The 12922-nt window shown below is 61.8% G+C and carries 10 protein-coding genes and 1 pseudogene; 3 read left to right on the top strand and 8 right to left on the bottom strand.

Translation table 11 applies throughout. The annotated features are described in order from the left end of the window. Positions 1 to 72: 72 nt before the first annotated feature. The 8 genes and pseudogenes from LOY31_RS29550 to gap all read right to left on the bottom strand — a co-directional run bounded on the left by LOY31_RS29550 (position 73) and on the right by gap (position 9093). Positions 73 to 828 carry a methyl-accepting chemotaxis protein gene (locus LOY31_RS29550; RefSeq protein WP_371320921.1) on the bottom strand — a complete coding sequence of 252 codons (756 nt, stop codon included), beginning with the start codon at positions 826 to 828 and terminating at the stop codon, positions 73 to 75. A gap of 102 nt (positions 829 to 930) precedes the next feature. Continuing rightward, positions 931 to 1938 (bottom strand): annotated as a pseudogene (locus LOY31_RS29545) (HAMP domain-containing protein); the annotation flags it as partial. Between the two features lie 452 nt (positions 1939 to 2390). Then, on the bottom strand, positions 2391 to 2786 hold the full coding sequence (locus LOY31_RS22520) for a YbaN family protein (protein WP_085606588.1): 396 nt from the start codon (positions 2784 to 2786) through the stop codon (positions 2391 to 2393). 162 nt (positions 2787 to 2948) lie between these two features. Further along, the gene (locus LOY31_RS22515; RefSeq protein ID WP_258712236.1) at positions 2949 to 3545 is read right to left on the bottom strand and encodes a biliverdin-producing heme oxygenase; all 597 of its coding nucleotides are present in this window, start codon (positions 3543 to 3545) and stop codon (positions 2949 to 2951) included. 111 nt (positions 3546 to 3656) lie between these two features. Next, complete coding sequence (locus LOY31_RS22510; protein WP_258712235.1) at positions 3657 to 6242, bottom strand: TonB-dependent receptor; 2586 nt, start codon at positions 6240 to 6242, stop codon at positions 3657 to 3659. Positions 6243 to 6364: 122 nt separating this feature from the next. Continuing rightward, entirely contained in the window at positions 6365 to 7330 is a 966-nt protein-coding gene (locus LOY31_RS22505; RefSeq protein ID WP_258712234.1) for a FecR domain-containing protein, read from the bottom strand. Between the two features lie 123 nt (positions 7331 to 7453). Next, positions 7454 to 7972 carry an RNA polymerase sigma factor gene (locus tag LOY31_RS22500; RefSeq protein ID WP_258712233.1) on the bottom strand — a complete coding sequence of 173 codons (519 nt, stop codon included), beginning with the start codon at positions 7970 to 7972 and terminating at the stop codon, positions 7454 to 7456. Positions 7973 to 8091: 119 nt separating this feature from the next. Next, positions 8092 to 9093: a type I glyceraldehyde-3-phosphate dehydrogenase gene (gap, locus tag LOY31_RS22495; protein WP_007951174.1), complete on the bottom strand. Its 1002-nt coding sequence runs from the start codon at positions 9091 to 9093 to the stop codon at positions 8092 to 8094. Between the two features lie 220 nt (positions 9094 to 9313). Between gap and edd the strand changes: the two genes are divergently transcribed. The 3 genes from edd to LOY31_RS22480 all read left to right on the top strand — a co-directional run bounded on the left by edd (position 9314) and on the right by LOY31_RS22480 (position 12904). Then, positions 9314 to 11140 carry a phosphogluconate dehydratase gene (gene edd / locus LOY31_RS22490; RefSeq protein ID WP_085606582.1) on the top strand — a complete coding sequence of 609 codons (1827 nt, stop codon included), beginning with the start codon at positions 9314 to 9316 and terminating at the stop codon, positions 11138 to 11140. Continuing rightward, positions 11137 to 12093 (top strand): glucokinase, encoded by a 957-nt coding sequence (locus tag LOY31_RS22485; RefSeq protein WP_085606579.1) that lies wholly within the window; start codon positions 11137 to 11139, stop codon positions 12091 to 12093. The genes edd and LOY31_RS22485 overlap by 4 nt, the downstream gene beginning before the upstream one ends. A 79-nt stretch (positions 12094 to 12172) precedes the next feature. After that, complete coding sequence (locus LOY31_RS22480; protein ID WP_007951171.1) at positions 12173 to 12904, top strand: response regulator; 732 nt, start codon at positions 12173 to 12175, stop codon at positions 12902 to 12904. The last annotated feature ends 18 nt before the right edge of the window (positions 12905 to 12922 follow it).

Raw genomic sequence — 12922 nt, 5'->3', positions numbered from 1 at the left:
ATGAAAAACCTAATCTCCCTAGTCAACACAAATCCCTGTGGGAGCTTGCCTGCAAGGGATGACAGTGATGTTCTAGACGCGGAACTGATCCATCAATTTCATCTGCTGACTGGCCAGGGCATTGAGCTGGCTGCTGATCGCCGCCGATTCGGTGGCCTGTTCGGTCAGGGTTTCGGTGACGGTGCGGATCGCCGAGACGTTGCGGTTGACCTCTTCGGCCACCGCGCTTTGCTGTTCGGCGGCGCTGGCGATTTGCAGGTTCATGTCGCTGATCACGGTGACCGCGTCGCTGATCTTGCCGAGGGCGTCCACGGCCTGGCGGATCTGCCCGGCGTTGTTATGGGCCTGGGTCTGGCTCGAGTGCATGGTCGCGACCACGCCACGGGTGCCGGTCTGGATGCGTTCGATGACCACGCGGATTTCTTCCACCGAATCCTGAGTGCGCTTGGCGAGGTTACGGACTTCGTCGGCCACCACCGCAAAACCACGGCCGCTTTCACCGGCACGGGCCGCTTCGATCGCGGCGTTCAGCGCCAGCAGGTTGGTCTGTTCGGCGATGCTGCGGATCACTTCCAGCACCGAGCCGATCTGCTCGCTGTTGACCGCCAGCTCTTCGACTTCGGTCACCGCTTTGCTGACTTCGTCCGCCAGCTGATTGATGTCACGGGTGCTGCGTTCGATGATCGACATCCCGTCCTTGGCCGACTGGTCGGCGCCTTTCGCCGCGTTGGCCGCATTCGAGGCGCTGTTGGCGACGTCGTGAGCGGTGGCGCTCATTTCGTTGGAGGCGGTCGCCACCTGATCGATCTCGCGGAACTGCACCTGCATGCCTTCGCTGGTCTGGCGGGCGATTTCCGACGACTGATCGGCAGTGCCACGGGCTTCGGTGATGCTCTGTTTGATCTGGGCGATGGTCGGTTGCAGCTTGTCGAGGAAGCGGTTGAACCAGTTCACCAGTTCGCCCAGTTCATCCTTCTTGGTGTAGTTCAGGCGCTGGGTCAGGTCGCCTTCGCCGCTGGCGATGTTCTTCAGCATCTCAGCGACGCTGTTGATCGGACGGGTCACGCCAGACGCGGTGAGCCAGATCAGCAGCAGGCCGATCAGACCGGCGATCACTGCAACTGCGAGTGCGGTAATGGTGCCGGTTTCCTGCGCATCGTCGAGTACGGCTTGCAGCTTGACCGAGTCGGCCAGCAGCACTTGTTTTGGCAGGTCGATGACCACGCCCCAGGCCCGGGAGTTGCCGATCGGATCGACCGGGTACACGGCGCGGATCAGGTCGCCCTGTTCGAGAATCTTCGGGGTGCCGGCGCTCAGCAGTTGCAGGATGTCCTTGCCTTCGGCGCCGAGGGTTTCGGCGATACCTTTGCCGACTTTGGTTGCGTCGGTGCTGTAGGCGCCGAGCACGCCGCTGCCGGAGACGATCAGCATGTGCCCGGCACCGTTGAACAGTTCGCGCTGGGAACCCACGGCCGCCGCTTGCAGCGCATCGAGTGCGATGTCGATGCCGACCACGCCGATGGCCTTGCCGTCCACCAGTAGCGGCACGGAAATGGTGGTCATGAGCATTTCCTTGCCGCCCACGGTGTCGGCGTAAGGATCGAGCAGGCAGGTGCGCTTGTTGTCGCGAGGGCAGGTGTACCAGCTGTTGTAAGGTGTGCCGCTGAGGCTGAGGGTGGTCTTGGTCATGTCTTCTTCGACCATGATCGTGTTCAGCGCAGAACCGGCGGCGCGGCTCCAGTAGGTGGCGAAGCGCCCGGCTTCGTTGGACTGGCGGGCGGCGTCGTTGACGAACTCGCTGTCCTTGCCGTCCAGCCCGTTGGGTTCGAAGGCCAGCCAGATGCCGAGCACTTTACTGTTGCGCTCGAACGCGGTCTTCAGGCTCAGGTTCAACTCTTCACGCAGGGCGCCGGCGTCCAGCGAACGCTTGGCGGCCATGGCGCGCATGTCCTTGATCTGGTCGGCCAGTGCGGTGATCACCAACAGGCTTTCGCCGAAGGTTTTCTGCACTTGCACCGCCTGCTCGGCCGCCTTGGCCTGCAGCAGATCCTGCACGCTGGCGGTGAGCATCTTGCTGCTCGACTGGCTGACCAGTTCGTCGTTCTGGTTGGTCTGGTAGATGTTGATGCCGACGATCAGCGCGACTACGCCGAGCAGGCACAGGCCGGACAGCAGGACGATTTTCAGGCGGATGGACAGAGAGTCGAACATGGGACGTTCTCGCGAATGAATGAACTGTTGGCTGCGGGGCAGGGAGGTGCCCGATTCGCCAAATCCATTCAGCGCCATTCAATGCTCATCGGCGCGGGGCGAGGGCGCATGAGCGGCATGCGACGAACGGTCATGGCTAAACGTTTGCGCGGGTAAAAGCCCTGAAAACAAGGGAAAAATCAGGAAATCTTCGGCAACGCTTCCGGTCGTGACCAGATCCACAGGTTGCCCATCGTCATCCCCGCGATCGCCAGATAAATCGGCCAGCCGTGATCGAGCATCACCAGCATCAGCGTGGCACACAGCAGCATGCTGACCGTGGCGCTGACCTTGGCCTTGCGGGCGATGATCTTGCCGTTGCGCCAGTTGCTCAGGATCGGGCCAAACAGCCGATGGTTTTCCAGCCAGGCACTCAGGCGCGGCGAACTGCGGGTCGCGGCCCAGGCGGCGAGCAGGATGAACTCGGTGGTCGGCAGGCCGGGCACGACGATGGCGATCAGGCCGATGCCGAGGCTGACATAGGCGAGCAGACCGAACAGCAGGCGGGCGAGTCGGGAGGAGGCGGGTTGGGGCATGGGCTCGAAGTGCGTGAGGCGAAACGGGGATTCTACAGACTTGCGCTGTTCCCATGTGGGAGCGGGCTTGCTCGCGAAAGCGGTGTATCAGTCACCTTCAATGTTGAATGACAGATCCCATTCGCGAGCAAGCTCGCTCCCACATTGGGGAGTCGCGTGGCTTCAGGCCGGTTCGGCTTCAATCGAGTAAGCCTGTTCCAGCAGCACCGTGAAGCGGTTAAACGCATCGATCGCGCCTTGCTCCACTTCGGCTTCCTCTTCAGCGCTGAATTGCAGCGAATCGAGGGTACGCACGAAGCTCTTCCAGCCTTCGGCGCGACCACCTTCAGGCTCGCCCAGATGACGGGCGCCGAAGGTTTCGCTCAGCTCCAGCGCAACCGCACGTTTGATCAGGAACGCGGCGCCGAGCTTGGAACCCTCGGACACGAAGATCCAGCCCAGGGCGCGGGCCTTGCTCGGGTTTTTCACCGCGCCGGCGACTGGCGCAGGCACTTCGGTGTCGAGGTCGGCGAGGTCGGCTTTTGCCGCTTCGGCGCGGCAGCGGGCCGGCAGGTCAGGGACGATGGCGGTCAGTTCGGCATCGTTGTACAGCGACACCAGCTCCGACTGGAACAGGTACTGCGCGACCACGAAACGGGCGAAATTGGCGCGGGTCTCGAACGGAGCGTGGGCCTTGACCAGTGCATCGAGCTTGCTGTGCGGCTCGTGGGTGATCTGGTTCAGGCGTTGCGAACGCAGGGCTTTTTCCGGGGTGCTCATGAGATGTCCTTGAAAAGAAGAGGCGCTTGATAACGAGACGTACGGGCAAGCGCCGGACAGTAAAAAAACCTCACGGCGCGGCAATGCATGCGCGCCGTGAGGTCATCCGGATCAGATATCCCAGACCAGATTGATCGCGAAGTTGCGACCCGGCTGGGTCAGGCGATCGAGGTTGGCCGGTTGTGTCACCGACGCTTCGCCGACGCTGTCGTAACCGCGCACGTCATCCCACAGCCAGTATTTCTTGTCGGTCAGGTTGTAGATGCCGCCGCTGACGGTGACGTCGTCGGTGACCTTGTAATAACCGGCCAGATCGAGAATGCCGAAGCCCGGCGACTTGAATTGACTGCTCACACCGTCCGGCGATTTGAAGTTGCTGTCGTCGACGCGATCCTTCTTCTTGACCACGGTCCAGCTCAGCAGGCCGCCGTAGTTGTCCTGGTCATAACCGAGGCCGAACACGCCGGTCAGCGGGTTGACGCTGTTCAACGGCTCGCCGTTGTCGTTGTTGCGTCCGTAGGCGTAGGAGATCGAACCCTGGGTGTACAGGCCTTGCGGCGCGCCGAAGGAATCCAGGTTCAGGCGACCTTTGACTTCAGCACCCTTGATGGTGGCGTGCTTGATGTTGCTGGACTGGAACGTCAGCTCGCTGTAGCCCGGGGTGACGGCGTCTTCGTTGATGAAGTCGCGGTACTTGTTATAGAAGACCGCCACGTCGAACGAGCCTTGCTCGAAGTTGCCGCGCAGGCCGGTTTCATAGCTTTTGCTTTTTTCCGGTTCCAGGTCCGGGTTCGGCGCCACGTTGTAGCCGGTGGTGCTGTTCTCGAAGCGGCCGTACAGCGCTTTCGCGGTCGGGGTGCGGAAGCCTTCGGCGTACTGACCGTACCAGGTGTAGTTTTCGGTCAGGGCGTAGGTCAGGCCGAATTTCGGCGAGACTTTATGCCAGGTCTTGTTCTCGTCGCTGACCGTGCCGTTGCCGTCAGCGGCCACGGTGTTAAGGAATTCCTGGGTGATGTGCGGCTTGAGCTGGGTGTAGTCGTAGCGCAGGCCCGGCAGGAAGGTCCAGTTGTTCCAGCTGATCTGATCCTGGGCGAACAGGCTGTAGGTGTTGATGGTCGGGTCCGGGAAGTCGCTGGATTTTTTCAGCACGTCAGCCGCGCTGGTGGCGCCGATGGCGGTGCAGCCGCGACCGATTGCCAGACACTTGCCGTCGCCGCTGCGCGAGCCGGTGACTTTCTGCTGCTTGATGGTGGTGCCGTAAGTCAGCACGTGATCGGTGGCGCCGATGCTGAAAGCCTTGTCCAGTTGCGCGTCGAAGACCCACTGTTTCTCTTCGTAGATCGTGTCGCGGGTGCGCAGCACTTTACGGGTGATCGGGTAATAGAACTCGTCGGTGCTCTGGTCGGTCTTGGCGGTCTGGTGGTTGAGGCTCCACTTCACGTTATCCGCCAGCAGGCTGTCGAGCTCGAAGCTGTGCTCCAGGCCAAAACGCTCGCGGGTGATGGTGTCGTTGCCGGTGCGCCACTGGTACATGCCGCCGGGCAGCACGCTGTCCGGGATCGTCGGGGCACCGTTGAAGTACGGGCCGCCGTAAGCACTTTTCTGATCGGTGTCGCGATCATCCTTGTACTTTTCGTAGGTCAGGCCCAGGCGCGAACCTTCGTTGTAGTTCCAGCCGATCTTGGCCAGCACGTTGGTGGCTTTCACGTCTTCCGGGTTGGCGGCGGTGCGCTCAAGACCGGTGCCGTTGTTGCTGCCGTAGGAGTCGGTTTCGTGACCGTCGCGCTGGCTGTAGTGCAACAAACCGTCGAACTGGTCGGCGCGACCGGCGACAGTGGCGGACTTCAGCCAGCTCTCGTCGGCGGAGCTGTAGCCGGTTTTCAGGCGAGCGCCGACGTCTTTGCCGGGCTTGATGATGTCGTCCGGGTCGAGTGTGTAGTAGCTGACGGCGCCGCCGATGGCGTTGCTGCCGTACAGCACCGAGGCCGGGCCACGAAGGATTTCGACGCGTTTGACGATTTCCGGGTCAACGTAGTTGCGCTGGGTCTTGGCGTACGGGCCATTGAAGAAACCGTCCGGCACTTCGACGCCGTCGACCTGAGTCAGAATCCGGTCGCCGTCGATGCCGCGAATGTTGTAGCCGCTGATCCCGCCGCGCTGGCCGGCGCCGCCGACGGACACGCCCGGCTCGTAGCGCACCAGTTCCTTGATGGTGTTGACGTTGTTGCGGTCCAGATCCTGACGGGTCTGCACGGTAACGGTGGCCGGCACGCTGTTGATCGACTGTTCCTGACGGGTGGCGCTGATGGTCACCTGATCAAGGTTAAGCGCGCCGCTGCTGGCGCGTTTTTCCAGCACGACGTTGTTGTTGCTCAGTTTGCGGAAGCTCAGGTTGGTCCCCACCAACAGACGCTCCAGGGCTTTTTCCGGTGGCAGCGAACCGCGCACGCCCGGCGACGACACGTCTTGACCCAGTTCCGCCGGCAAACCGACCTGCCAGCCGGTGACCGCGGTGAACGCATTGAGCGCCGACACCAGCGGCTGCTGGGCAATGGCGAACGAGTAGTCGCCCATGTTGCGCGTCGGCTGTTCGGTGGCGGCCATCAGCGGCGCGGTGCCGGCCATCAGGATGGCGGCAGTCAGCAGCGACAGCACGCGGGAAGGGGAAGAAGTCTGGCGGGTAAGGCGAGAGGACATCGATAGCGCTCCGTGTCGCACGAATCTTTATAGGTGCTGATTGATGTCGCGAGATGCGAATCAATTGCATTGGCTATAACGAGACGAACGAGCTTTGGCTATCGAGTAAAAATAGTTCTCATTTAGTTCAAGATCACCAGCGCCGGGAATTCCTTAAGCTTGGCCGAGGTGATGTGAGCGAGCGAACGCACTACGTCCAGCGGCTGGTCGAGACGGTAATTGCCAGTAACGGCGACGTCGGCCAACTGCTCGTTGGTGTTGATGATGAAGCCCGGATAGTAACGGCGCAGTTCGGCCAGCACCTGATTCAGCGGGCAGTTCTCGAAGATCAGCCGACCCTGCACCCACGCCAGATCGGTGGCGGCGTCGACCTTGGCCGGACGATCAAAACCGTTGGGGCCGATGCGAATGCTCTCACCGGCAGACAGCCGCACCCGCGCATCGTCGCGGGTCGCCCGCAGATCGACATCGCCACGCTGCACCCGCACCTGCGCCACGCCGTCCAGATAACGCACGGCAAATGCGGTATCGCGCACGCTGGCTTTCACCGGGCCGGCGTCGATTTCCAGTGGCTGATTGCGGCTGGCCGGGATCTCGAAAAACGCTTCGCCCTGATACAGCCGCGCGACTCGCTGCTGATCGTTGATCGTGCTGGAGAACGCGGAATTGGTGTTGAGCAGGACTTTCGAGCCGTCCTCAAGCTGCAGACGCTGACGCTCGCCGACCACGGTCAGGTGATCGGCCTGTAAACGCATCGGCAGGTTGCTGAAACTGAACAGCCCGAGCAGCAGCACCGCGGCGGTGGCCAGCGGTTTCCAGTGCGGGCGCAGGCGTGTGAGGACGGTGACTTTCTTCGGTTTGGCTGCGAGGTTCTGTGCGCACTGGGCGATCTGCGGGCCGTCCCAGATTGCCTGGGCCTTGGCGAACGCCTCGGCGTTCAACGGATCGGCCGCCAGCCAGGCATGGAATTGCCGGGTCTGCTCCTCGTCCGGACTGCCGAGCACGATGATCCAGTCCAGAGCCTGGTCCATTGCGCTTGCGGCGTCCTGCGCCGATGAAGGCGAAGGGGAGCGGTGGATGTCCGTCACGGTGTTTCCTCGGCAGTGTCTGTGCACGGCTGTTTTTTTAGTGAAGCGTAAAAGTCGGGCAAGGGTAACAAAGCCCGATGATCAGTGCAGTCGATCCTGTCGAATACCGACAAGGCTTGCAGATCAGTCGCCGTTCAAGCGTTCGGCGACACCGATGCAGATGGTCATGATCAGTTTGAGTTCTTTCTGCACCGTGCTGAGGGACACGCTCAGTTCTTCGGCGATTTCCTGATAGCTGTGCCCGTGCAGGCGGCTGAGGATGAAGATTTGCTGTTGGCGGGGGCTGAGTTCACCGAGGCTCACGTTCAGGCGCTCCAGCAATTGTTCGGCGTGGGCGGCGTCTTCGGCACTGCTGGCGGGGGCGGCGACGCTGTGCACCACGTCCTGCGGCACGTCGTCGACCATGGTGCGCGAATGAATCTTGCGCGCACGCAAATGGTCCAGCGCCAGGTTACGCGCGGTCTGGAAGACAAAGGGTTCAAGGTGATCGATGGCCCGTTCGCTCAGCGCCCGGGTGACGCGCAGGTAGGTTTCCTGCAACAGGTCTTCGGCGGTGCTGTGGTTGTTGACCATCCGTTCCAGGGTCCGCAGCAGCGAAGTGCGCTGGGCGAGGAAGACGTGATTGAAGTGTGAATGACTCACGGGAAGACCTGATCCATTTCGGGCGAATGATAATGCTTATCATCCGCCCGAGTGGTCAAGTGTTGATTTGTCAAAGGTTGGTAAAGCTTTTGCCCGCTCTCAAAACGGCGGCAGCGGTTTTATTCCGCGTTGCACAGCGCCAGGCAGTTATCGAGCATGCGGTTGGAGAAGCCCCACTCGTTGTCGTACCAGGCCAGCACTTTCAGCAGTTTGCCGCTGGATTTGGTGTGGTTGGCGTCGAAGATCGACGACAGCGGGTTGTGGTTGAAGTCGCTCGATACCAGCGGCAGGGTGTTGTAGCCGAGGATCTTCGAATGCTGGCTCGCGGCTTTCATCAGTGCATTGACTTCATCGGCCGAGGCTTCGCGCTTCAGTTGCACGGTCAGGTCAACCAGCGACACATTGATCACCGGTACGCGCACGGCCATGCCGGTCAGCTTGCCCGCCAGTTCCGGCAACACCAGGCCCACGGCTTCGGCGGCGCCGGTCTTGCTCGGGATCATGTTCTGGGTGGCGGAGCGGGCGCGGTACGGGTCGGTGTGGTAGACGTCGGTCAGGTTCTGGTCGTTGGTGTAGGCGTGGATGGTGGTCATCAGACCGCTTTCGATACCCAGTTCGCGGTGCAGCACCTGGGCCACCGGGGCCAGGCAGTTGGTGGTGCACGACGCGTTGGAAATGATCTGGTGCGACTGACGCAGAATGTCGTGGTTCACACCGTAAACGACGGTGGCATCGGCGCCTTTGGCCGGGGCCGAGATAATCACTTTGCGTGCGCCGGCGGTAATATGCGCGGCGGCTTTGGCCCGGTCGGTGAACAGACCGGTGCATTCGAATACCACATCAATCTTTTCCGCGGCCCATGGCAGGTCGGCCGGGTTGCGGATGGCGCTGACCGAAATGCGGTCGCCGTTGACGGTCAGGCTCTCGTTGTCGTGAGCAACTTCGGCGTCGAATGTGCCATGAACGGTGTCGTACTTGAGCAGATGCGCATTGATCGCGCTGTCGCCCAGATCGTTGATGGCGACGATCTGCAAATCCTGACGATAGCCTTGGGTATACAGTGCGCGCAGGACATTACGGCCGATGCGGCCAAAACCATTGATTGCGATTCGAAGAGTCATTGAACAGCGCCGCCGTCGTTTTGTTGTTGGAATTACAAGATTATTCGCATAAAAATAGAAAACAAGCCTTTTTAGTGGCAATATTTTGTTTTATCTACAACGAGTGACCTGAATCAACTGGTCCGAATGATCAAGAAAACCGTTCGTCATCCCACGCGAACGGGCTTTTGATCAGCATAGACAATCAGGTCGCCACATCCGTTAGCCTGGAGTTCTACACATGCATCCCCGCGTTCTTGAGGTCACCGAACGGCTTATCGCCCGCAGCCGCGCCACGCGTCAGGCTTACCTTGCGCTGATTCGCGGCGCTGCAACTGACGGGCCGATGCGCGGCAAACTGCAATGCGCCAACTTCGCCCACGGCGTGGCCGGGTGTGGCAGCGAAGACAAGCACAGCCTGCGGATGATGAACTCGGCGAACATCGCAATTGTTTCGTCATATAACGACATGCTTTCGGCGCACCAGCCGTACGAAGTCTTCCCGGAACAGATCAAGAACGCCCTGCGCGAAATCGGCTCGGTCGGCCAGTTCGCTGGCGGCACGCCTGCGATGTGCGACGGCGTGACCCAGGGCGAGCCGGGCATGGAGCTGAGCCTGCCGAGCCGCGAAGTGATCGCGATGTCGACGGCGGTGGCGCTGTCCCACAACATGTTCGACGGCGCGCTGATGCTCGGTATCTGCGACAAGATCGTGCCGGGCCTGATGATGGGCTCCCTGCGTTTCGGTCACCTGCCGACGATTTTCGTACCGGGCGGGCCGATGGTCTCGGGGATTTCCAACAAGGAAAAAGCCGACGTGCGGCAGAAGTACGCCGAAGGCAAGGCGACCCGCGAAGAGCTGCTGGAATCGGAAATGAAGTCCTACCACAGCCCGGGCACCTGCACGTTCTACGGCACCGCCAACACCAACCAGTTGCTGATGGAAGTCATGGGCCTGCACTTGCCGGGCGCGTCGTTCGTCAACCCGAACACGCCGCTGCGTGACGCCCTGACCCGCGAAGCCGCGCACCAGGTCACGCGCCTGACCAAACAGAACGGCAACTTCATGCCGATCGGCGAAATCGTCGACGAGAAGGCGCTGGTCAACTCGATCGTCGCGCTGCACGCCACCGGCGGCTCGACCAACCACACTCTGCACATGCCGGCCATCGCCATGGCGGCGGGCATTCAACTGACCTGGCAGGACATGGCCGACCTCTCCGAAGTCGTGCCGACCCTGAGCCACGTCTATCCGAACGGCAAGGCTGACATCAACCACTTCCAGGCGGCGGGCGGCATGTCGTTCCTGATCCGCGAACTGCTGGAAGCCGGCCTGCTGCACGAAGACGTCAACACCGTGCTCGGCCACGGCCTGAGCCAGTACACCAAGGAGCCGTTCCTCGATAATGGCAAGCTGGTGTGGCGCGAAGGCCCGACCGACAGCCTCGACGAAAACATCCTGCGCCCGGTGGCCCGTGCGTTCTCGGCAGAGGGCGGCTTGCGCGTGATGGAAGGCAACCTCGGTCGCGGCGTGATGAAGGTGTCCGCCGTCGCGCTGGAAAACCAGATCGTCGAAGCACCGGCCATGGTGTTCCAGGATCAGCAGGATCTGGCCGACGCTTTCAAGGCCGGTCTGCTGGAGAAGGATTTTGTCGCGGTGATGCGCTTCCAGGGCCCGCGTTCCAACGGTATGCCGGAACTGCACAAGATGACGCCGTTCCTCGGCGTGCTGCAGGATCGCGGCTTCAAGGTGGCGCTGGTGACGGACGGGCGGATGTCCGGCGCATCCGGGAAAATCCCGGCGGCGATTCACGTCAGCCCTGAAGCTTATGTCGGCGGCGCTTTGGCGCGCGTGCAAGAGGGCGATATCATCCGCGTCGATGGCGTCAAAGGCACCTTGGAACTCAAGGTGGACGCCGCCGAATTCGCAGCGCGCGAACCTGCCAAAGGCCTGTTGGGCAACAACATCGGCAGCGGTCGCGAACTGTTTGGCTTCATGCGTTTGGCCTTCAGCTCGGCGGAGCAGGGCGCCAGCGCCTTCACTTCTGCCCTGGAGACGCTTAATTGAAACTGGCTTTGGTCGGTGACATCGGAGGCACCAACGCGCGGTTTGCGTTGTGGAAAGATCAGCAACTCGAATCGGTTCAGGTGCTGGCCACGGCCGACCATGCCAGCCCGGAAGAGGCGATCAGCCTCTACCTGAGCGGGCTTGGTCTGGCGCCGGGCGCCATCGGTTCGGTGTGCCTGTCGGTGGCGGGGCCGGTGAGCGGTGATGAATTCAAGTTCACCAACAACCACTGGCGCCTGAGCCGCAAGGCGTTCTGCCAGACCTTGCAGGTCGAGCAGTTGTTGCTGGTCAACGACTTCTCGGCGATGGCGCTGGGCATGACCCGTTTGCAGCCCGGCGAATTCCGCGTGGTCTGCGAAGGCACGCCGGAGCCATTGCGCCCGGCAGTGGTGATCGGCCCGGGCACTGGTCTGGGCGTCGGTACCTTGCTTGATCTGGGTGAAGGGCGGTTTGCCGCGTTGCCGGGCGAGGGCGGCCACGTCGATCTGCCGCTGAGCAGTCCGCGTGAAACCCAGCTCTGGCAACACATCCACAACGAAATCGGCCATGTCAGCGCGGAAACCGCGTTGAGCGGCGGCGGCTTGCCGCGCGTCTACCGGGCGATCTGCGCGGTGGATGGACATGAACCGAAACTCGACACACCGGAAGCAATCACGGCGGCGGGACTTGCAGGCGACCCGATCGCCCTGGAAGTGCTGGAGCAGTTCTGCTGCTGGCTCGGTCGCGTGGCCGGCAACAATGTGCTGACCACTGGCGGTCGTGGCGGGGTGTACATCGTGGGCGGCGTGATTCCGCGTTTCGCCGATTTCTTCCTCGAAAGCGGTTTCGCCCGCAGCTTCGCCGACAAGGGCTGCATGAGCGATTACTTCAAGGGGATTCCGGTGTGGCTGGTGACGGCGCCTTACTCGGGGCTCGTCGGTGCAGGAGTGGCGCTCGAACAATCCGGTAAATGATCATTCCCACGCCGAGCGTGGGAACCCTCGACACATCAGGCATAATCCGCCCAATTCCAACAACAAGGATGCCTTCGAAGTGAGCTCAGTCAACAAGTCGATTTTGTTGGTCGATGACGACCAGGAGATACGCGAGTTGCTGGAAACCTACCTGACCCGCGCGGGTTTTCAGGTACGGGCCACGGCGGATGGCGCCGGTTTTCGTCAGGCGCTGAACGAGGCGCCGAGCGATCTGGTGATCCTCGATGTGATGCTGCCCGATGAAGACGGCTTCAGCCTGTGTCGCTGGGTGCGCCAGCATCCGCGTCAGGCCCAGGTGCCGATCATCATGCTCACCGCCAGTTCCGACGAAGCCGACCGGGTCATCGGTCTGGAGCTTGGCGCCGACGACTACCTCGGCAAACCTTTCAGCCCCCGCGAGCTGCAAGCCCGGATCAAGGCCTTGCTGCGTCGCGCCCAATTCGGTCAGGAACGCGGCGGCAGTGAAGTGCTGGCGTTCGATGAATGGCGGCTGGACATGGTCAGCCATCGGCTGTTCCACACTGACGGCGAGGAAGTGATTCTGTCCGGCGCCGACTTCGCCCTGCTGAAACTGTTCCTCGATCACCCCCAGCAAATCCTCGACCGCGACACCATCGGCAACGCCACCCGTGGCCGCGACCTGATGCCCCTCGACCGCATCGTCGACATGGCCGTCAGCCGTTTGCGCCAGCGTCTGCGCGACACCGAAAAGCCTCCGCGCCTGATCCGCACCGTGCGTGGCAGCGGCTACCAGCTGGCAGCCAATGTGGTTGCCGGCAATGGTCACTGAGTTCCTGCGCACCACCGC

It is taken from the genome of Pseudomonas sp. B21-021, from assembly GCF_024749205.1.
Taxonomy (GTDB): Bacteria; Pseudomonadota; Gammaproteobacteria; order Pseudomonadales; family Pseudomonadaceae; genus Aquipseudomonas; species Aquipseudomonas paraglycinae.
Note: the sequence above shows the minus strand (reverse complement) of the source record. Positions and strands in the feature narration are given on the sequence as shown.